The 19752-nt window shown below is 69.4% G+C and carries 18 protein-coding genes and 1 tRNA gene; 5 read left to right on the top strand and 14 right to left on the bottom strand.

Features of this window, described 5'->3' with window-relative positions; genetic code table 11:
• Positions 1-2: 2 nt before the first annotated feature.
• From DFJ65_RS06150 to DFJ65_RS18245, 5 genes are all read right to left on the bottom strand, one after another.
• A complete protein-coding gene (locus tag DFJ65_RS06150) occupies positions 3-1553 on the bottom strand; it encodes an amino acid permease (protein WP_211308377.1) in 1551 nt (516 codons plus the stop codon).
• Between the two features lie 142 nt (positions 1554-1695).
• Positions 1696-3504 (bottom strand): ABC-F family ATP-binding cassette domain-containing protein, encoded by a 1809-nt coding sequence (locus tag DFJ65_RS06145; protein ID WP_115922267.1) that lies wholly within the window; start codon positions 3502-3504, stop codon positions 1696-1698.
• Between the two features lie 7 nt (positions 3505-3511).
• Positions 3512-4438, bottom strand: coding sequence for a 4-(cytidine 5'-diphospho)-2-C-methyl-D-erythritol kinase (locus tag DFJ65_RS06140; RefSeq protein ID WP_115922266.1), 927 nt, complete (start codon positions 4436-4438; stop codon positions 3512-3514).
• Positions 4439-4447: 9 nt separating this feature from the next.
• Complete coding sequence (rsmA, locus tag DFJ65_RS06135) at positions 4448-5317, bottom strand: 16S rRNA (adenine(1518)-N(6)/adenine(1519)-N(6))-dimethyltransferase RsmA (protein WP_115922265.1); 870 nt, start codon at positions 5315-5317, stop codon at positions 4448-4450.
• Between the two features lie 76 nt (positions 5318-5393).
• A complete protein-coding gene (locus DFJ65_RS18245) occupies positions 5394-5960 on the bottom strand; it encodes a resuscitation-promoting factor (protein WP_115922264.1) in 567 nt (188 codons plus the stop codon).
• A 37-nt stretch (positions 5961-5997) separates the two neighbouring features.
• Here DFJ65_RS18245 and DFJ65_RS18005 point away from each other — a divergent pair, with 37 nt between their 5' ends.
• Positions 5998-6369 (top strand): hypothetical protein, encoded by a 372-nt coding sequence (locus DFJ65_RS18005; RefSeq protein ID WP_147301324.1) that lies wholly within the window; start codon positions 5998-6000, stop codon positions 6367-6369.
• Positions 6370-6498: 129 nt separating this feature from the next.
• Here DFJ65_RS18005 and DFJ65_RS06120 read toward each other — a convergent pair whose 3' ends face one another.
• On the bottom strand, positions 6499-7356 hold the full coding sequence (locus DFJ65_RS06120; protein ID WP_115922262.1) for a TatD family hydrolase: 858 nt from the start codon (positions 7354-7356) through the stop codon (positions 6499-6501).
• Positions 7353-9146, bottom strand: a complete 1794-nt coding sequence (gene metG, locus DFJ65_RS06115) for a methionine--tRNA ligase (RefSeq protein WP_115924138.1) — start codon at positions 9144-9146, stop codon at positions 7353-7355. Before metG ends, DFJ65_RS06120 begins: the two co-directional genes overlap by 4 nt.
• A gap of 137 nt (positions 9147-9283) precedes the next feature.
• Here metG and DFJ65_RS06110 point away from each other — a divergent pair, with 137 nt between their 5' ends.
• Both DFJ65_RS06110 and DFJ65_RS06105 read left to right on the top strand, forming a co-directional pair.
• Positions 9284-9883, top strand: coding sequence for a DUF4126 domain-containing protein (locus DFJ65_RS06110; protein ID WP_115922261.1), 600 nt, complete (start codon positions 9284-9286; stop codon positions 9881-9883).
• Positions 9876-10202 carry a DUF3592 domain-containing protein gene (locus tag DFJ65_RS06105; protein ID WP_115922260.1) on the top strand — a complete coding sequence of 109 codons (327 nt, stop codon included), beginning with the start codon at positions 9876-9878 and terminating at the stop codon, positions 10200-10202. The genes DFJ65_RS06110 and DFJ65_RS06105 overlap by 8 nt, the downstream gene beginning before the upstream one ends.
• A 56-nt stretch (positions 10203-10258) precedes the next feature.
• Here the strand turns inward: DFJ65_RS06105 and rsmI are convergent, their stop codons facing one another.
• A complete protein-coding gene (gene rsmI, locus DFJ65_RS06100; protein ID WP_115922259.1) occupies positions 10259-11095 on the bottom strand; it encodes a 16S rRNA (cytidine(1402)-2'-O)-methyltransferase in 837 nt (278 codons plus the stop codon).
• A gap of 85 nt (positions 11096-11180) precedes the next feature.
• Between rsmI and DFJ65_RS06095 the strand changes: the two genes are divergently transcribed.
• The gene (locus DFJ65_RS06095) at positions 11181-12809 is read left to right on the top strand and encodes a dolichyl-phosphate-mannose--protein mannosyltransferase (RefSeq protein WP_115922258.1); all 1629 of its coding nucleotides are present in this window, start codon (positions 11181-11183) and stop codon (positions 12807-12809) included.
• 8 nt (positions 12810-12817) lie between these two features.
• Here the strand turns inward: DFJ65_RS06095 and DFJ65_RS06090 are convergent, their stop codons facing one another.
• The 4 genes from DFJ65_RS06090 to DFJ65_RS06075 form a co-directional block, all read right to left on the bottom strand.
• Positions 12818-14365, bottom strand: a complete 1548-nt coding sequence (locus DFJ65_RS06090; RefSeq protein ID WP_115922257.1) for a PH domain-containing protein — start codon at positions 14363-14365, stop codon at positions 12818-12820.
• A complete protein-coding gene (locus DFJ65_RS06085) occupies positions 14362-14871 on the bottom strand; it encodes a PH domain-containing protein (protein WP_115922256.1) in 510 nt (169 codons plus the stop codon). The genes DFJ65_RS06090 and DFJ65_RS06085 overlap by 4 nt, the downstream gene beginning before the upstream one ends.
• Positions 14872-14873: 2 nt before the next feature.
• Complete coding sequence (locus tag DFJ65_RS06080) at positions 14874-15401, bottom strand: inorganic diphosphatase (protein WP_211308376.1); 528 nt, start codon at positions 15399-15401, stop codon at positions 14874-14876.
• Positions 15402-15477: 76 nt separating this feature from the next.
• Positions 15478-16593 (bottom strand): helix-turn-helix transcriptional regulator, encoded by a 1116-nt coding sequence (locus tag DFJ65_RS06075; RefSeq protein ID WP_115922254.1) that lies wholly within the window; start codon positions 16591-16593, stop codon positions 15478-15480.
• Between the two features lie 175 nt (positions 16594-16768).
• On the opposite strand from DFJ65_RS06075, the gene DFJ65_RS06070 reads away from it, so the two are divergent.
• The gene (locus DFJ65_RS06070) at positions 16769-18154 is read left to right on the top strand and encodes an FAD-binding oxidoreductase (RefSeq protein ID WP_115924137.1); all 1386 of its coding nucleotides are present in this window, start codon (positions 16769-16771) and stop codon (positions 18152-18154) included.
• 447 nt (positions 18155-18601) lie between these two features.
• Here DFJ65_RS06070 and DFJ65_RS06065 read toward each other — a convergent pair.
• Positions 18602-18674: transfer RNA gene (locus DFJ65_RS06065), tRNA-Ala, on the bottom strand.
• Positions 18675-18786: 112 nt separating this feature from the next.
• Positions 18787-19746, bottom strand: a complete 960-nt coding sequence (locus DFJ65_RS06060) for a hypothetical protein (RefSeq protein WP_115922253.1) — start codon at positions 19744-19746, stop codon at positions 18787-18789.
• Between the last annotated feature and the right edge of the window lie 6 nt (positions 19747-19752).

Below are 19752 nucleotides of genomic sequence, written 5' to 3'. Positions count from 1 at the left end.
CTTCACTCATCCCCCTCGGGGTCGGTCAGTGCTGCGGCCGCGCCGGCACGCGGACCCGAATCGGTCCACACGCTGCCGATCTGTCCACCCGTGTTGCGCAGCACTGCCGGGCGCACCGCCGTCCAACCGAGTTGCAGCAACACCGCCAGGATCGGAACCCCGAGCACCACGACGATGAACTGGGTCTTGTGCCAGAAGTAGGGCGAGGCCTGCCAACCGGAGATCGCCATCCCGACGAGCACCAGGCCGAGGAACACCAGGCCGATGTAGCTGGTCCACGGACTGCCGGGCATCTGGAAACTGCTGGGTGGGATCACTCCCTTGTCGCTGAGCCGGCGCAGCCGCAACTGGCAGGCGAAGATCGTGCCCCAGGTGAACAGCACGCCGATCGCGGCGGCCTCCAGCGCGATCTCGAAGGCCGTGCCCGGCGCGATCGCGTTGAGCACCGCACCGAGGACCAGCACGATCGCGGTCATCACGATGCCGGCCCAGGGCACACCCGACCTGCTCATCTTGAGGGTGAACTTCGGCGCCTGCTTCGCCATCCCGAGGCTGCGCAGCACGCGTCCGGTCGAATAGAGGCCGGAGTTGAGACTCGACATGGCGGCGATGATCAGCACCACCTGGATGAGGTTGCCCATCCAGTCCAGCCCCATCCGTCCGAAGACGGTGACGAACGGGCTGATGCCCGACTTGTACTCCTTGGTCGGCAACATCGAGACCAGCAACAGGATCGAGCCGCAGTAGAAGATCGCAATGCGGAAGATCACCGCGTTGACCGCCTTCGGCACTTCCTTCTTGGCGTCGGTCATCTCTCCGGCGGCCACACCGACCATCTCGATCGCGGCGTAGGCGAAGACGACACCGGACATCACCAGGATCGGTCCGTACCAGTTGTAATCACCGCTGGTCGGCCAGAAGCCGCCCGGGTTGCTCCACAGGTTGGAGAAGCCGGCCTTGTGGTCGCCGACGTTGCGGCCGAGCAGCACGACGAACAGGCCGACCGCGAGGAAGATCAGGATCGCCGCCACCTTCGCGATGGCCGCCCAGAACTCGAACTCACCGAACGCCTTCGCCGACATGAGGTTCACCCCGAGCACGACGGCCAGGGAGACCAGCACCGTCTGCCAGGTCGGCAGGTTGGGGTACCAGTGCTGCATGTAGAGACCGACCGCGGACAGTTCGGCGATGCCGGTCAGCGCCCAGTTGAGCCAGTACATCCAGCCGGTGATGAATGCCCACTTCTCGCCGTAGAACTCACGCATGTACGACACGAACGCACCCGAGGTCGCGCGGTGCAGCACCAGCTCGCCGAGCGCCCGCATCAGCAGGAACGCGATGACGCCGACGAAGGCGTAGCTGAACAGCAGGGCGGGGCCGGTGCTGTTGAGGCGGGAGGCACTTCCGAGGAAGAGGCCGGTGCCGATCGCGCCGCCGATGGCGATCATCTGCACCTGGCGGTTGCCGAGGGACTGCTTGTAGCCGACTTGTTCGGCGTCGAGGCCACCCGGCCCGGGGTCGTTCGCGTCCTTGTCGATGAGCGTGTCGGTCATGAGTTTGGCCCTACCTTCCGCCGCGACCCCCCTCACGGCCGGAAGAACCGCACCTGGGTCGGATCGGCACATAGTGCACCCGGCCGCACGGTGGCCGCAACGCTACTGACGAGTCCTTTGCCCGCTCTTTAAGGTGTGCCGGTCACTCGTCGAGCTGTTCGGCGGCCTCCAGCCACTCCGACTCGAACGCTTCGCGCTCGGCGTGCACCTCCCGCAACTCGGCGTCGAGTTCGGCGGCCTTCACGTGGTCGGTGGCGGCGGCGAGCAGTTGGTCGTGCAGCCGTTGCTCGCGCTCACTGTTGCGCGCCAACGCCTTCTCCAACCGGGCCACCGTCTTCTTCAACTCGCGCACCTCGGCGGCCGATCGCCCCGGCGCGGCCGGTGTGGGCGCAGATGACGAGGCAGTCGCCGGACGGGGCGCCGCCGCGGCGGCGGCACGCAGTTCGAGGTACTGGTCGACGCCCCCGGTGAGCTGTCGGATGGCGCCGTCGCCGAGCAGCGCCACCTGGCGGTTGCACATGCGCTCCAGCAGGTAGCGGTCGTGCGAGACCACGACGAGCGTGCCGGCCCAGCCGTCGAGCACGTCCTCCATCGAGGTGAGCGTCTCGATGTCGAGGTCGTTCGTCGGCTCGTCGAGCAGCAGCACATTCGGTTCCGTCATCAGCAACCGCAGGAACTGCAACCGGCGGCGTTCGCCACCGGAGAGGTCGGACACCCGCGACTGTTGGCGGGAACCGCTGAACCCCAAGCGTTTTGCCAACGACGACGCGGACGTCTCCTTGCCGTCGAGCATGATGTACGACTTCACCTCGGTGATCGCCGAGATCACCGACATGCCCTGCACCTCGTCGAGTTCGCGCAACTCCTGGGTGAGGAAGGCCAACTGGACGGTGCGCCCCTCCTTGCGCTTGCCGGACGACAGCGGCTGCAGCCCGGCGATCGCCCGCAGCAGGGTCGACTTGCCGGCGCCGTTCACCCCGACGATGCCGGTGCGCTCCCCTGGGGCGAGGCGCCAGGTCTGCTTGTGGATCAGTTCGCGGTCGCCCACCTCGATGGACGCGTCGAGCAGGTCGATGACGTCCTTGCCGAGCCGAGTGGTGGCGAAGCGGACGAGTTCGACCTCGTCACGCGGGTCGGGCACGTCGGCGATGAGTTCGTTGGCCGCCTCGATCCGGAACTTCGGTTTCGAGGTGCGGGCCGGGGCGCCCCGGCGCAGCCAGGCGAGCTCCTTGCGCAGCAGGTTCTGCCGGCGCTCCTCGGTGGCGGCCGCCACGCGGGCACGCTCCGCCTTCGCCAATACGTAAGCGGCGTAACCACCTTCGTATTGCTCCACGCGTCCGTCGACGACCTCCCAGGTGAGGGTGGCGACGGCGTCGAGGAACCACCGGTCGTGGGTGATGGTGACCAGCGCGTTGTTGCCGGTGGCCCGGCGGGTCGACAGGTAGGTGGCCAGCCATCGCACGCCCTCGACGTCGAGGTGGTTGGTCGGCTCGTCGAGCAGCAGCACGTCGGGATCGTCAATCAGTAGGCGTGCCAACGAGATTCGCCGTCGTTCGCCGCCCGAGAGCGGACCGACCAACGCGTCGTGACCGCCGACGGCCGACAGCGAGACCCCGCCGAGCAACCCGTCGAGGATCTCGCGGACGCGTGCTTCGCCGGCCCATTCGTGCTCGGCCCGGTCACCGAGCACGGCCTGGGCCACCGTGGTGTCGGCGGCCATGCCGTCCTGCTGGGTCAACAGACCGACGGTCAGACCGCCGGTGCGGGTCAACCGCCCGGTGTCGACGGACTGGTTGCCGGCGAGCACCGACAACAAGGTGGTCTTGCCGCCACCGTTGCGACCGACGATGCCGATGCGATCGCCGGTGCCGACACCGAGAGAAACTTCGTCGAGCAACTGACTTGTGCCGAGCGCCAGCGAAATGCGCTCAGCGGCAATGAGATTAGCCATCTATCCTTCAAACAGGGCGGATTGTGGAAATGACCCGGGCTCCCGGGTGCGGGCCGCTGGCCGACACGACGTCGTCGGCGACCCCGCTGGCGGTCAACGCGACCATGAGGTCGAGCGCCGCCGACCGATCGGCGGTGAGGAAGGCGACGGTCGGCCCGGAGCCCGAGACGATCGCACCGAGTGCGCCCTCGGCCAGACCGGTGTCGATGGTGTCCTGCAAGCGGGGCATCAACGAGACGGCCGCTTCCTGCAGGTCGTTCGAGAGCGCACCGGCGAGCTCACGCGGGTCGCCGCTGCGCAGGGCCGCCAGCAACTCCCCCGGCACCTGTGGGAACCCGATCTTGCGGTGGGCGTTCAGCCGGTCGAACTCGGCGTAGACCTTGGGCGTGGACAGTCCTTCGTGGTGGAGGGCGAAGACCCACTCGTAGCGGCCGGTGGTGAGCACCGGCGCGAGTTGATCGCCACGTCCGGAGCCGAAGGCCGTGCCGCCGGTCAGCGCGAACGGCACGTCGGAGCCGATCTCGGCGGCCAGGTCGGTGAAGTCGAGCTTGGTGAGTTGGAGGTTGAAGAGTTGGTCGACCGCGATCATCGCCGCGGCGGCGTCGGCCGATCCGCCGGCCATGCCGCCAGCGACCGGGATCGATTTGTCGATGGTCATCGACACGGGTCCGGCTTCGTAGCATTCGTCGGCCAGCCGCTGGGCGACCCGCATCGCCAGGTTGGCGTGGCCGGTGGGCACCTTGTCGGCGTAGGGGCCGGTGATCGTGCATTCCCAGTGGCGGGACGGGCGCACGGTGACATCGTCGGTGAGGTCCACGGCGTGAAAGACCGTAGCGAGCTGGTGGTAGCCGTCGCCGTCGGTCGGGCCCACATTGAGGCACAGGTTCACCTTCGCGGGGACGCGGACCGTCACCCCGGGTTGTTTGGCCGCCATGCCTGCACCCTATGCCGAACGGGCCGCCGCGAGCGCCGCGAAGTCGTCGACCGACAACCGCTCGCCGCGCAGGGTCGGGTCGATGCCTGCCGCCCGCAGGATCTCCTCGGCGTGTGCCGCCGAGCCGGCCCACCCGGCCAAGGCGGCGCGCAGCGTCTTGCGGCGTTGGGCGAATGCCGCGTCGACGCAGGCGAACACGTCGACGGCGGCGACGTCGTCGCGGGGCGGGTCGCGTCGCACCATCTTCACCAGGCCGGAGTCGACGTTGGGCGCGGGCCAGAACACGTTGCGTCCGACCTTGTCGGCCAGTCGCACGTCGGCGTACCACGACGCCTTGACGCTGGGCACCCCGTAGACCTTCGAGCCGGGCGTCGCCGCGAACCGCTCGGCGACCTCCAACTGCACCATCACCAGCACCCGGTCGATCGTCGGGAAGCGTTGCAGCAGCGACAGCACGACGGGCACCGACACGTTGTAGGGCAGGTTGGCCACGAGCGCGGTCGGCTGCGGGTCGGGCAGTTCTTCGAGCTTCAGCGCGTCCTGCTGGACGACGGTGAGCCGGTCGACGAGGTCTGGCGCCATGGTCTGCACGGTGATCGGCAGTTGGGCCGCCAGGCGCGGGTCGATCTCGACCGCGACGACCTGCCGCACCTGGGGCAGCAGCGCCAGCGTCAGCGACCCCAGACCCGGACCGACCTCGACCACCACGTCGTCGGCGCCGACCTCGGCCAGTCGCACGATCTTGCGGACGGTGCCCTTGTCGATGACGAAGTTCTGGCCCCACTGCTTGGTGGGCCGCACATCGAGGCCCGCAGCCAGCTCGCGGATCTCGGCCGGCCCGAGCAGCTGGTCGTCGCGGGCGGCACTCTCGTCGGTCACGAGATGACCTTAGTGAAATGCCGACGGGCGGGGCGACCGAGTGGTCGCCCCGCCCGTCCACAGGCGTTCGCTACGCTCACGCAGCTCCAACGCAGCCCCAGGGGGACAGGCCGCGGGAGTCGTAGACCTTGTTCGCGATGGTGATCTGCTGGGCGCGGGAGGCGAGGTCGGCGCGCGGCGCGAACTGGCCGCCACCGGCGCTGAGCCAGGTGCCGATGTCGAACTGCAGGCCACCGTAGTAACCGTTGCCGGTGTTGATCGACCAGTTGCCGGTCGACTCACACATGGCGATGCGGTCCCACATGCCGGCGCGGCGCAGGTCGAGGCCACCGGTGTTGGTCTTCGGCGCGGTGGTGGTGGTCGGGGTCGAGGTGACGCGCGGGGCGGCAGCCTTGGTGCCGACGACGACGATCTTGTTGACCGGCTGCGCGACGGTGACGCGCTTGGTCACGTTGACGTTGGTGATGCGGCCGTTGACGACGGTCTGGGTCACGGTGACGCGCTGCGATCCGGCGACGCCGGCCTGGGCGACACGGGTGGCGCCCTTGGCGAGGGTGGAGTCGGTGCGGGTCACCGTGTCGAACGGGAGCACGCGGGTCTCGGTGAGGGTCTTGAAGACCGGGCGGGCCTCGGAACGGGCCACGCGGGTGGTCTGCGCGGCGCGGGTCGCGGCGGAGGTCTTGGCCGAGCTCGACGGCGCGGAGGTCGCACTGGACGTCGTGCTGGAAGTCGTGGTGCTCGTGGCGGCCGGCGAAGTGGTCGTCGAGGACGACGTGCTCGGCGCGCTCTGCGAGGTGCTGGTAGCAGCGGTGGTGCTGGTGGCGATGGGGGTGTTCGCGGCGGTGTCGCCGGAGCCGGCACAAGCGGTCAGGGTGATCGCAGCCAGTGCGGAGGTCGCGGCGACGGCGGTCAGGCGTGAGTTACGGAAGGTCAAGGGTTCTCCAGATTTCGTACGGTCCCTCCGGCAACGGACGCGCGCGATCAGTGTGGCTGGGGAGCCGTACGTACTCACGCTCTGGGCCTCGTCGAACGAGGCTTTCGGTCACTCGTGACCGGGCGTCCACGGCTTGTCGCCGTCGGGCTGTGCTCATCCAAGGTGACCGACGGACCAAGAAAGGTCAAATTTTGATAACGACGGTTGCGTCACAACCGGTGGGTGTGCCTTGTCGTGACATGCCGACCTACCAGGGGCCGTAGACCTGCTCGCTGTTGTCCGAAACTGCCGCGCACAGCGTCGGCACCGACACGTTCAGAACGTCGGCCATGAGGCGCAGGGTGACCGGCGTCAGGTAGGGCGCGTTCGGTGCTCCGCGGTGTGGGGCGGGGGTGAGGTAGGGGGCGTCGGTTTCCACCAACACGTGCTCCAATGGCGTCACCGCGAGCGCGTTGCGCAGCGGGCGGGCGTTCTTGAAGGTGACGGTGCCGGAGTAGCTGAGGTAATAGCCGCGGTCGACGCATTCGCGGGCCATCGTGACGTCGCCGGAGAAGCAGTGCAGCACGACCTTCTCCGGTGCGCCTTCCTCCTGCAGGATGCGCAGCACGTCGTCGTGGGAGTCGCGGTCGTGGATCTGCAGCGCCTTGCCGGTGCGTTTGGCGAGGTCGATATGCCACCGGAAGGAATCCTGTTGCGCGGCAACCCCTTCGGGACCGGTGCGGAAGTAGTCGAGGCCGGTCTCGCCGATGGCCCGCACCCGCGGGTGCGCGGCGAGCGCCTCGATCTCGGCCAGCGCCTCGGCAAGGTCGCCGCGCTCGTGGTGCTTGGGCGCCTCGTTCGGGTGGATGGCGATGCCACCGAGCAGTTCGGCGTGCTCGTCGATCACCTGCACGGTCCACCGAGCGCCGTCCAGATCGCACCCGACTTGCACCATCCGGTTGACCCCGACCCGCTTGGCAGCGGCGATCGCGGCGGCGACATCGACCGGCTCGTGACCCTCCCGACTGATGTCGAGATGGGTGTGGTTGTCGACGATGGGCAGGGGCAGCGGGTCGGGCGCCGGTGGCGGTGCCGAATGCGTTCCGGAATGCTGCCCCTTGCTCATGCGCAGGTCCCTGCGAGACGCGCGTTCTCCTCCTCGATCACCGACGGATCGAGCTTGGCGAAGATCGGCGTGGGCTTGGCGATCGGTGTGCCGAGAATCACATCGCGCGACTGCCATTTCGGCGTCGCGGAATAGTCGCCGGTGATGATCGGGTAGCTGCGCGCCTCGTCGTCGAGATCGGTCACCTCGTCGACCCGCGGCATCGGCATGAAGTCGTCGATGCCGAAGACCGCGGCCACCTGGTTGGACGAGTGCGGCAGGAACGGCGCCATCATCGTGTTGAGGTCGACCACCGACTGGGCCAGCGTGTGCAGCACCGTCGCCAGCCGCTCGCGCTGGTCGTCGCCCTTGAGCTTGAACGGCTCGGTGTCGGAGACGTACTTGTTGGCCTCGCGCACCAGGCGCATCACCTCGGCGATGGCGGCCTTCTGCCGCTGGCCGACGAGCAGGTCGCCGACGGTGTCGAAGCCGGCGCGCACCTGGGCGAGGAGCGCCTCGTCGATCGGCTCGAGGGCGCCGGGGGTCGGGATCTCACCGAAGTTCTTGGCGATCATCGCGGCGGTGCGGTTGACCAGGTTGCCCCAGCCGGCGACGAGCTCGGAGTTGTTGCGCTGAACGAAGTCCTCCCAGGTGAACGGCGCGTCCTGCTGCTCGGGGCCCGCGGCGCAGATGAAGTAGCGGATCGCGTCGGGGCCGTACCGCTCCAGCACGTCCTTCACGTAGATGACGTTGCCGCGGCTGGTCGAGAACTGACCGGCGCCCAGGTTGAGGAAGCCGGAGGCGACGACCTCGGTCGGCAGCTGCAGGTCGCCGTACACCCCGGGCTCGCCGCCACGCGCGCCCTTGCCCATGTAGCCGAGGAGTTCGGCCGGCCAGATCTGGGCGTGGAAGGTGATGTTGTCCTTGCCCTGGAAGTAGTACGACTTCAGCTCCGGGTTGTTCCACCACTCGCGCCACCGCTCGGGGTCGCCGATGCGCCGGGCCCATTCGATCGCCGCGGACAGGTAACCGACGACCGCGTCGAACCACACGTACAACCGCTTGTCGTCCCACCCGTCGACCGGCACCGGGATGCCCCAGTCGATGTCGCGGGTCATCGCGCGCGGGTGCATGTCCTGGGCGATGCCCTTGGCGAAGTTGATGACCCCCGGACGCCAGGTGCCGGCGGAGTCGACCTCGTCGAGCCACGACTGCAGCGCCTCGGCGAGCGCGGGCAGGTCGAGGAAGAAGTGCTTGGAGTCGACGAACTTCGGGGTCTCGCCGTTGATCTTGCTGCGCGGGTCGATCAGGTCGGTCGGGTCGAGCTGGTTGCCGCAGTTGTCGCACTGGTCGCCGCGCGCGTCCTTGTAGCCGCAGATCGGGCAGGTGCCCTCGATGTAACGGTCGGGCAGGGTGCGGCCGGTGGTCGGGCTCACCGCGGTGCGGGTGGTCTGCTCGATCAGGTAACCGTTGCGCAGGTTGCCGAGGAACAGCTCCTGGGTGACCGCGTAGTGGTTGCGCGTCGTGGTGCGGGTGAACAGGTCGTAGGAGAGACCGAGGTCGGTGAGGTCTTCGACGATCACCCGGTTGTACTTGTCGACGACCTCCTGGACGCCGAGCCCCTCCTGATCGGCCAGCACCAGGATCGGGGTGCCGTGCTCGTCGGTGCCGCTGACCATGAGCACGTCGTGCCCGGCCATCCGCATGTAACGACTGAAGACGTCGGACGGGACACCGAAACCGGCCACGTGGCCGATGTGTCGGGGCCCGTTGGTGTACGGCCAGGCGACAGCGGACAGAACCTTCATGATCGGCAATCCTAGGAGAGTCACAATCCGGTCTCCGGCCCGGATTCCCGGAATGCCGACCCGGGGGGTCTACGTTGGCCGGAACGGTTGTCCGACCGGTGCGGTTTGCCGGTCACCTGATCCCGGGAGGGTCTGCGAGGATGTTCGCTGCACTCACCGGTGCCGGCCTGTCGGCCGCCGCCGGCCTGAACGCGTACGTGCCGTTCCTGTTGGTGGCGTTGATCGCACGTTTCACCGATGTCATCACGCTGCCGTCGAGCTTCGACTGGATCGAGTCGCCGTGGGCGATCGGCGGCGCAACCTTGCTGTTGGTCGCCGAGGTGGTGCTCGACAAGATCCCTGCGGTCGACAGCCTCAACGACATCGTCGGCACCGCCGTCCGCCCGACGATCGGCGGTGTGGTGGCTGCCGCGACGGCGTCGGCCGGAACGCTCGACAACTCCGGGTTCATGGCCGACAACCCGTGGATCTCCGCGATCGGCGGCGGACTCATCGCCGCCGTCGTGCACGCCGGCAAGGCCAGCGCACGCCCGGTGATCAACACCGCGTCCCTCGGCATGGGCGCACCGTTCGTCTCCACCGCCGAGGACATCGGATCGGTCGGGCTCTCGCTCGTCGCGATCTTCATCCCGGTGCTGGTGATCGTCGGTTTGGCGCTGCTCGCGTACTTGATGTGGCGGATGATCCGACGGGTGCGCCGGTTCGCCCGCAAACGCCGCGACTCCGAAGCCCTTGCGTAACCCGCGCCTGCCGCTCGCACTCCTGGCCGCGGGCATCGTGCTGCTCGCCTGGGGTGGGTTCCGGTGGTGGCAGCACTCGCAGCAGCCCGACTACCGATCGATGACCGAAGGCACCGTCACGTCCCGCGCCGCCGACGGCGGCGACCTGCAAATCACCGTGAACTATCGCGTCGGCTCCGGCACACACACGGTGAAGGGCACCGTCGACGCCGACGCCTTCGAGTTCCAGGGGCGCGCGGTGTGGGTGTGTTACTCCCCCGACGACCCCACCGACGCGAGCCTGCGGTTGCCCTACGACCCGTGGTGCAACCAGAAGTAGCCCGCACGACACCCGTAGTAAAGGGAAGTGGTCGCTGCAGCGACCACTTCCCTTTACTACGGGTGTCGTGCGGCAAGCGCCGCGTCGTACAGCTTCTTCTTCGACAGCCCGGTCTGCTGGGCCACCTGACCGACGGCGTCCTTGAGCCGGGTGCCCTGCGCGACCAGTTCGAGCACCCGCGGCAGGGAGTCGTCGACGGTGGCGGCCACCGCGGGCGCACCGGCGACGACGATCGTGATCTCACCGCGGGCGTGCTCCACCGCCCACTCGGCCAGCTCGGCGAGCCCGCCGCGCTTCACCTCTTCGTAGGTCTTGGTCAGCTCACGGCAGACCGCGGCCTTGCGGTCGCCGCCGAACCCCTCGGCGAGGGCGGCGAGCATGTCGGCCAGCCGGTGCGGCGCCTCGAAGAACACCATCGTGCGCCGTTCGTCGGCCAGGGCGGCCACCTGGCGTGACCGCTCCCCTGCCTTGCGGGACAGGAAGCCCTCGAAGCAGAACCGGTCGACCGGCAGCCCCGACACCGCGAGCGCCATGAGCACGGCCGACGGCCCGGGCACGCAGGTGATCCGCAGGTCGCGCGCGACGGCCTCGGCGACGACCCGGTAGCCGGGGTCGGAGACCGACGGCATCCCCGCGTCGGTCACCACCACCACGCGTCCGCCGCGGGCGACCGTGTCGACGAGTTCGGCCGACCGGGACGCCTCGTTGTGTTCGTGGTAGCTGACCACCTTGGCGGACGGCTCCACGCCGAGCGCGTCGAGCAGACGCCGCAACCGGCGCGTGTCCTCGGCGGCGACGATGTCGGCCGCGAGCAGTTCCTGCGCGAGCCGGGGTGCGGCATCGCGCGGGTCGCCGATCGGGGTCGCTGCCAGGATCAGGATTCCTTCGGCCATGCACGGCAGCGTATTGCGCGGGCGCTGTCGGCGCTCCAGCGAGCCGGACGGCGTTCCACCCATCCGCGCGTAATACCCTCACCGGGTGCCTTCCCTGACCGATGAGCGCGCGGCGCTGCGGCGTCGCCTGCTCGGGCGACCCCGCACGGCGCAGGAGAAGTTGTGGGCCTGGCTCGGCCCGGCGATCGTCACGGTGATCGGCGGGTTCCTGCGCTTCTGGCAGCTCGGCCGCCCGCACCAGCTGGTCTTCGACGAGACGTACTACGTCAAGCAGGGCTGGTCGATGATCGAGTACGGCTTCGAGATGAAGCCGACCCCCGCCGTGCAGGACGCCAAGGCGGCCGACTCGTTGTTCACGATGGGCCACTGGCAGCAGGGGGTCTACGGCAACGAGGCCGACTTCGTCGTGCACCCGCCGCTGGGCAAATGGGTGATCGGCGCCGGCGAGTGGTTGTTCGGCATCGACAACAGCATCGGGTGGCGGTTCGCGATCTGCCTGCTCGGCACCATCGCGATCTACCTGACCGGACGCGCCGCGTGGCACCTGTTCCGGTCGGCGCTCCTGGCCACCGTCGCGGCGATCCTGATGGCCGTCGAAGGCATGGAGTTCGTGCTCTCGCGCACGGCGATCCTCGACATCATGGTGATGTTCTGGGCGCTCGCCGCGTTCGTCGCCCTCCTCGCCGACCGGGAACGCACCCGGCGGATCCTCGCCGACAAGGTCGCGGCGTTGAAGGTCGAGGGCACGTGGGACGACGCGTCCTGGGCTGGGCCGTTCCTCGGGTTGCGTCCGTGGCGCTGGGTGGCGGGCCTGTGCATCGGCCTCGACATGGCCACCAAGTGGTCGGGCGGTTTCTTCCTGGTCTTCTTCGGCCTGATGAGCGTGTGGTGGGACCTCGGCGCGCGGCGCGCGGTCGGTGTGCGTCGCTGGATCAGCGCCACGGTCATCAAGGACTCCGTGCCGGCGATGATCTACATGGTGCCGATCGCGCTGATCAGCTACCTGGTCACCTGGTGGGGCTGGTTCGCCTCGAAGGACGCCTGGGGCCGGCAGTGGGCAACGCTCAACCCCGCCGACAAGGACACCGGTCTGTCGCCGGACAGTTCGCTCTTCTCCTGGATGCCCGACTCGCTGCGGTCGCTGTGGCACTACCACGTCGACATGTACAACTCCGCGGCCAGCATCAAGAGTCCGCACAACTGGGAGTCGAACCCCTGGTCGTGGATGATCCAGTCGCGGCCCACCCTGTTCTTCATGGAGTGGCCGACCAAGGGCACCGAGGGCTGCGAAGTCGCCAAGTGCGTCAAAACGATCAACCCGATCGGCAACCCGGCCATCTGGTGGCTCGGCACCATCGCACTGGTCGTGCTGATCTTCCACTGGGTGTTGCGCCGCGACTGGCGCGCACCGGCGATCCTCGCCGGCATCGCGGCGGCGTGGCTGCCCTGGTTCACCTACCAGGAGCGCACGATCTTCACCTTCTACGCCGTGGCGTTCTCGCCGTACGTCGTGCTGGCGGTGGTGTTCGTGCTCGGGCTCGTGCTCGGCCCACCGGACGCCGATCCGCGCCGCCGGCGGTTCGGGATGATCGCGGTGAGCACCTACGTGGTGTTGGCGGTGGCGCTCTTCGTGTTCTTCTGGCCGGTCTACACCGCCGAGGTCGTGCCCTACAACGTGTGGCACATGCGGATGTGGTTGCCGACCTGGTCGTGACCGAGCGGTCAGCGACGCAGGGCCCGCTCGAGGAGGTGACCGGCGAGCGCCTCGGCCTGCGGGTCGAGTAGGTCGATCACGGTGTAGCCCTGTGCCCCGGCACCCAGCGCGAGCTCGACCGTGGCGATGCCCGCGCGCCGCTGGAAGAAGCTGCGGCGCACGGTGACCGCCGCCGTCCCGTCGAGGGCGACAATGCTGCGCTGGGCGGCGAGCGACCCGCTCTGGGTGACGAGGTAATCGGGGGTCACCGCGTGTCCGAGCATGCGTGCCCGGGAACGGCCGAGCAGCACCGCGCCGACGAGCGGCACGACCGCGAGCACCACACCCGACAGCAGCAGGTCGAGCCACAGCCCGAGCGCGAGCCCGACGGCCGCGAGCACGGCCGCCGGCGCGACCGCGCGGGTGTAACGCCGCCGGGTGGCGGTGGCGCCGTGCGGCTGTACCGGTAGGTCGACGACCGCCGTCCGCAGCACCGCGTCGCCGGTGCGGGTCACCACCGGCAGCGGCGACGACGGCGCCAACAGCGTGCTGGCCGCGGTGCTGGGCTCGCCGCGCTGCACCCCGGTGACGATGGCGTTCAGCCGGGCGGCGCCGGCCGCGCGCAACAGCAGCGGACGGCGCACCTCCAGCCCGCGCAGCCGTCGCACCTCCAGCGAGATCGACCGGGTGGTCACCAGTCCGTGCCGCAGGTGCAGCGTGCGTCCCGCCCGGTCGCGGCCGAGGGTGAACCCGTAGTAGGTGAGGGCCGCTCCGGCGACCGAGAAGAACGACACCGCGACGATCGCCACGACACCGACGAGCGCGATCAGGAAGAGCACGCCGAGGCCCTCCACCCGGTTCAGTGCTCCCGGCAGGTCGGCGCGGCTCGGCCGAAGGCCGAGTTGGTCGACGGCCTGCACCGTGAATCCGAACACCACACCCGCGGTGGCGAGTCCGGCGAAGCCGAGCGGCGCGTAGCGCAACCACTTGCGCTCGAACCGGTAGAGCACATCGTCGACTGCCGCCACGTACTCCGGCTGGTCATCCCGACCGTCGGGGTTTGCTTGTGCCGCAGCGGTTTCGGTGGGGGCGCTGCGATGCAGCAGGTCGGCGCGCAACCGGGCCGCCTCGGCGGCACCGAGCCCGTCGAGCTTCACCGCCTTCTCCCCCGCGCCCGTTCCGATCTCGACCGCCGCAAGACCGAGCAGGCGGTGCAGCAAGGGCGCGGTCACGTCGACCGCACGCACCTTCTCGGTCGCGGCCGCGAGGGTGTTGCGCCGCACCAGCCCGGTGCGCAACTGCACCTGCTCGGAGGTGAATCGATAGGTGGTGGTGAACCAGCGCAGCACACTGAAGCCAATGACCGCGCCGGCACCGACCAACGGCCAGAGCCACTGCCGCTCACCGTCGCCGAAGCTGCTGCCGGCGATGAGCACACCGAACAACCACGGCACCGCTTGCACGATCTCGCGCACCGGATGGATGAGCAGCATCCGCGGGTCGAGGCGGTGCCACTGCGCGTCGGCGGGAGTCGGCTCGACCGGTGCCTGCGACCGCGCGGGCGGCTCGTCGGTCATGTGCCGTCGCCGCCGTCGGCCGCGGCGATCGTCGTCAGTTCCGCCACGATGCGGTCGGCGTCGGCGCGTTCCAGCCCGGCGATCCTGAGTTCGCCCCTCGACGACGCAGTCGTGATCGTGACCGTGGACAGCCGCAGGAGTTGGGCCAGTGGTCCGCGTTCGGTGTCGACGGTCTGGATCCGTGGGATCGGCGCCACCCGACGTTCCTGGCTGAGCCACCCGTGCTGGGTGTAGACGGCTTCGGGTGTGATCTCCCAGCGGTGCACCCGGAAGCGCCACTGCGGCACGACGACGATGCTCACGGCAGCTTCGACCACGGTGAGCACGAGCAGCACGGTGTCCCACGGCGCCGGGATCCAGTCGCGGGTCCACAGCCAGAACGCGAGTCCGGCGATGATCACGCCCCCGATCGCTTCGGAGATCGTCCACATCACCTTCGCCCGGGGTGACACACGATGGGCCGGCTCGCGCTGCAACAGCGCCGCCGGCCCGTCGGGGTAGCTCATTCCTACTTGTCGTTCCAGCGCTGGATCGACTCGTGGATGACCTCGATGGCCTCCGCGACGTCGCCCCAGTGCTCCACCTTGGTGGAGCCCGGCTTCTTCAGCGCCTTGTAGTTGTTGAAGTGGAACTCGATCTGCTTGATCAGCTGCGGCTGCACCTGGTCGAGCGAGGTGATCGCGTCGCCGGTGTTGCGGTCGTCGGACGGCACGACGACGACCTTGTCGTCGACCTCACCGTCGTCGACGAACTTCATGACGCCGATGACGCGGCCTTCCATCACCAGGCCGGTCGGCAGCGGCTCGTCGGTGAGGATCAGCACGTCGAGCTCGTCGCCGTCCTCGTCGAGGGTCTGCGGGATGAAGCCGTAGCTGGTCGGCTTGGCGAAGATCGCCGGTTCGACGCGGTCGAGCTTCATCACCTTGTTCTCGCGGTCCCACTCGATCTTGAGGCTGCTGCCCTTGCCGATCTCGACGACGACGTTGATGAGGCCGCCGTCGACATCGCCCGGTCCGAAGGCCTCGTTGAAGTCCACCACTTGTGTCTGCTCCTGGAATCGCGCCGAAAGTGCGGGCTGAGCGTATCAACCGCACGGGCCCGCCCGAACCACGTCAGGACGAGGCGAACCAGCCGTCCGGGCCGAGCGGTGAGTTCATCCGGGGCACGTACTGATCGAAGAAGATGCGGGCGATCAGCTCGCGACGACTGTGCACGCCGGCCTTCTCGAAGACCGACTTGAGGTGGTCCTGCACGGTGTAGGTCGACAGGAACATCGCGGCGGCGATCTCCTTGGTGTCCAGGCCCTGGATCACCCGTTGCACGACGTCCCGCTCGCGTTCGGTGAGGTCGAACGCCGAGATGACGAGCGGCACGATCTCGGGTGGGCTGGCCTCGTCGATGGTGATGGCGACCTGTCCGCGAGCGCCGTCGCGGCCCTGCATGGTGGTGGCGTAGAGCACCAGCCAGGTGCCACTCGCGCCGCGCACCCGGCACCGCGGCGGACGGTCGATCTCGCCGGCGGAGTACCGGCGCGCCGCGCCGATCAGGCCGGAGACGATGGCCGCCGAGCTGACACCGTCCGGCGACATCATGAGCTCGCCGAGCCGCACCTCGGCCGCCTCGCTGACCATCACCGGTTGGTCGTCGGCGTCGACGACGATGACGGCGGGCCCGGCGATGACCGCCGGAGCGTTGACGACCGCGGTGAGGATGCCGGAGCGGATGCCCCGCGCGAGCAGCGGCGACAGGGCGGCGCCCAGATCCACGTCGTCCTGCGTGAAGTGCGGTTCGCCGACGTCGCGGTGCAAGGCGATGCCACCCCAGGCGGCGTTGCCGTCGCGCGCGATGACCCGCAACTCGTCGCCGAACCCGTAGACCGGTCGCAGGAACCCCGCCAGCCGGCGCGAGTCGGGCGACTGCAACTGCACCGCCATCGCCGGCACCTCGGCGTGCGCGAGCGCCTCGAAGGACGACTCCTCCCGGGTGCCGAACTCCACCAGCCCCCACTGGTGGTCCTGCTCGTCGAACCCCTTGAGCCGTCCGGTCTTGAAGGTGCCGGTGAGCAGCAGGGTGCTCGGGTCGAGGGACGACTGGCAGGCGGCCGAGTGCGGGATGGCGCGCGCGATCGAGTCGGCTGCCTCGTCGAGGAAGGTCTCGAGATCGAGACCGGCGCGGGAGAGCACGTCAACGTCCCGCATGACGCGGGTGGCCATCAGGGCGGGCACCATACCCCCAGTGTGCGTCGATCGGGGCGTCGCCGCTATCCCAATGTTCTGGGGGTGCGTGTGCCCCCGCGCACGCGGTGCCGCAACCACCCGACCGCGCGGGATGGTGGCCGGTGGGTCACCGGCCGGATCGTTGACGATGTTCACCACTCACGAACCGAAAGGCAGCGGTCGGCACATGACCATCGCATCCGTCCATTCCTCGGCCTCCTCGTTGCAGGCCGAATTCCCCGGCGTCGTCCATCTACCGGGTGGCCCCGAGTACGACGCCCTGACCACCCCGTGGGACCTCGCGGTGCGGCAGGCCCCGGTGGCCGTCGCCGAACCCGGCGACGCCGCCGCGGTCGCCGCGATCGTGCGCGCCGTCGTCGGCCTCGGGCTGCGCATCGCGCCGCAGACCACGGGGCACGCCGCGGCTCCCCTGGTGCACCACCAGGACCTCTCCGACGTCGTGCTGCTGCGCACCGGTCGCCTGACCGAGGTGCACATCGACGCTCCGCGACGCCTGGCGCGCATCGGCGGCGGCGCCATCTGGGCCGACGTCATCGGCGCAGCGGCCGAGCACGGGCTCATGGTGCTGCACGGTTCGGCGGCCGACGTCGGCGTCGTGGGCTACACGCTCGCCGGTGGTCTCAGTTTCTACGGACGCCGGTACGGCCTGGCGGCCAACAGTGTGCGGGTGATCGAACTCGTCACTGCGGCAGGCGAACTCATGCGTGTCGACGCCGAGAGCGACCCCGAGCTGTTCTGGGCGCTGCGCGGCGGGGTCGGGGCGAACTTCGGCATCGTCACCGCGGTGGAGATGGAGTTGTTTCCGCTCGCGACCGTGCACGCCGGGATGATGCTCTGGGACATCGGGCACGCCGACCCGGTGCTGCGCACCTGGGCAACGTGGGCGAAGACCGCCCCGGAGGAGGTCACCACCTCGCTGCGGATCATGCGCTTTCCGCCGCTGCCCGAACTGCCGCCGTTCCTGTCCGGTCGCCGGATCGTGGTCATCGACGGGGCGGTGCTCGGCAGTTCCGAGGATGCCGCGGCGGTGCTCGCGCCGCTGCGGGCGGTCGCGCCGGAGATGGACACCTTCGCCGACATGCCGACGACCGTCCTGACCGACGTGCACATGGACCCGCCGGAACCCACGCCGAGTGTCGCGCAGGGGGCGATCCTCGACGAGCTCGGTGAGGAAGGGGTGCGCGCGTTGCTGCAGGAGGTGGGTCCGTCGGCCGAGTGCGCGCTGACCTTCCTGGAGTTGCGGCAGCTCGGCGGCGCGATCGGGCGTTCGCCCGAGCACGGCGGTGCGATCTCGGCGCTCCCCGGTTCGTTCGCGATGTTCGCCTGCGCGATCGCGCCCTTCCCCGAAGCGGCGGCCGCCGGCCAGGCTGCCGGGCAGTCGGTGCGCCGGGCCATGACCCCGTGGACCAACGAGCGCAGCTTCCCCAGCTTCAACCACGGGGAGAGCCAGGTGGGCACCGGCTACTCGGCCGGCGACTTCGCCCGGCTGCGGGCGGTGCGAGAGCGGGTCGACCCGGATCGGGTGCTCGCGGCGCACCACCCGATCTACTGAGGAAGGACTAGCGGACACCCGCGCTGCAACTCAGCACCCGTCGAGTCGAGATTCCCCGCAATTGCGCGGATCTCGACGGGGGCGACGGTCGAGTTGCAGCGCGGATGTCCGCTGCGCTGTTGCCTCAGATCCGGTGGACCCGCTCGGTCGTCACCGGCAGCGGCCCCGTACGGTCCGAGGCAACACTGATCGGCGCTCGGCTCCTCGACGCGACCGGCGCGTACCGGCGCGTCTGAAGGAGCGACGCAATGCGAGTGACCAAGGACATGCTCGACGAGGAACTGCGCGGCCGGTACTGGGTCGGCGAGCTCATCGGCGCCGCGGTCGCGCACGAGCCGACGTCGCGCCTGATCTCGCGTCTCGGGGCGAGCGCAGCGTTTGCGGGAGAGGTGTGGCAGGGAATGCAGCAGGGACCGGCACCAACGTGCCGGTCCCTGCTGCATCTTGTGGAGCTAAGGGGATTCGAACCCCTGACCTTCTCATTGCGAACGAGACGCGCTACCAACTGCGCCATAGCCCCAAGAGCGAGGAACACGATAACACTCGGCGTCGGTCGGCCACCAATCGGCCGGGATGCGAACGGCACCCGCCCCGAGGTGGGACGGACGCCGTCGGCGAAAGCTGTGAGTGGCTCAACCGGCGCGGTAGACCGCGGGCAGTTCCTCCAGGTCTTCGTCGAGCGCGAGGCCGTCGAACGGGAGGTCTTCGACCGTCGGGGCCGGGGCCACCTCGGTCTGCGGGGCCCGCTCCTTCATCGCGTAGGTCGGACGCGGCACCTGCGTCGGGCGCCAGCCGTCGGCGTCGTTGTCGCGGGCGTCGAACACCACGTCGGACTCGGCGACGACGGTCTCGGCAACCGGGGCCTCAGCCTGCTCCTCGAAACCGAACGGCGCTGCGGCGTGGACCGATTCGGTCGTCGCGGCTGCTTCCTCGGCCTCGAGGGCCTCGAACGCGGCGGTGTCGGCCGGGGCGGCGAACGACTCGGTGCGCACCGTGCGACGGGGCGCCCGGTGCACCGGAGCGGCGCTGCGTGCCCGCTGCTGGGCCACGACGCTGCTGCGCAGCCACGCGACCACGCCGACGGTGGCGAGCAGGCCGACCAGGGGCACGAACCAGGAGACGACACCGAACGGAGCCAGCACGAGACCGACAGCGGTGAGGGCGAGCGCGCCGAGCAGCGAGATGCCGCGCACCTGCCGCCCGTTCAACCCGCGCACCTTGGCCAGCGCCTGCTTGCCGCCGGTGGCGATGCCGGCGAACCGCTCGCGCGCGGGCGTCTGCTTCGGCGCCTGCGTCCCGGCCTGCTGTGCGTCGTTCATCTCGTCTCCCACGGTCGGTTGTCCGGCGCGCAACGAGGTGCGCGCGGTCTTCACACTGACCTGCGGCGGCGGAGCCGAGGTCGGACGCGACCGCACCATCGGGGCGATGCCCTGCGGCAGCGGGTCGCGCTTGGCGAGCACTCGCATCGCCTCGGAGAAGCGGTCGACCGACCGAGCGGTCGCCATCGCCTCCCGCCGACGAATCCAATGCTGCAACAGGTAGGCAGCCCAGATCGCGACGACGAGGAGGATGAGCAAGCTGGTGGTCGGCACGAACCC

The organism is Calidifontibacter indicus, assembly GCF_003386865.1.
Taxonomy (GTDB): domain Bacteria; phylum Actinomycetota; class Actinomycetes; order Actinomycetales; family Dermatophilaceae; genus Yimella; species Yimella indica.
The sequence above is the reverse complement of the archived record's forward strand: the minus strand, read 5'-3'. Positions and strand labels throughout refer to the sequence as shown.

Excerpts from the sequence above, each read along its gene's own strand:
- DFJ65_RS06075 (WP_115922254.1), bottom strand. The coding sequence starts at position 16,593 with ATGGTGCCCGCCCTGATGGCCACCCGCGTCATGCGGGACGTTGACGTG.
- DFJ65_RS06070 (WP_115924137.1), top strand. The coding sequence starts at position 16,769 with ATGACCATCGCATCCGTCCATTCCTCGGCCTCCTCGTTGCAGGCCGAA.
- DFJ65_RS06085 (WP_115922256.1), bottom strand. The coding sequence starts at position 14,871 with ATGAGCTACCCCGACGGGCCGGCGGCGCTGTTGCAGCGCGAGCCGGCC.
- DFJ65_RS06090 (WP_115922257.1), bottom strand. The coding sequence starts at position 14,365 with ATGACCGACGAGCCGCCCGCGCGGTCGCAGGCACCGGTCGAGCCGACT.
- DFJ65_RS06150 (WP_211308377.1), bottom strand. The coding sequence starts at position 1,553 with ATGACCGACACGCTCATCGACAAGGACGCGAACGACCCCGGGCCGGGT.
- DFJ65_RS06140 (WP_115922266.1), bottom strand. The coding sequence starts at position 4,438 with ATGGCGGCCAAACAACCCGGGGTGACGGTCCGCGTCCCCGCGAAGGTG.
- DFJ65_RS06110 (WP_115922261.1), top strand. The coding sequence starts at position 9,284 with ATGTTCGCTGCACTCACCGGTGCCGGCCTGTCGGCCGCCGCCGGCCTG.
- DFJ65_RS06120 (WP_115922262.1), bottom strand. The coding sequence starts at position 7,356 with ATGAGCAAGGGGCAGCATTCCGGAACGCATTCGGCACCGCCACCGGCG.
- DFJ65_RS06145 (WP_115922267.1), bottom strand. The coding sequence starts at position 3,504 with ATGGCTAATCTCATTGCCGCTGAGCGCATTTCGCTGGCGCTCGGCACA.
- rsmI (WP_115922259.1), bottom strand. The coding sequence starts at position 11,095 with ATGGCCGAAGGAATCCTGATCCTGGCAGCGACCCCGATCGGCGACCCG.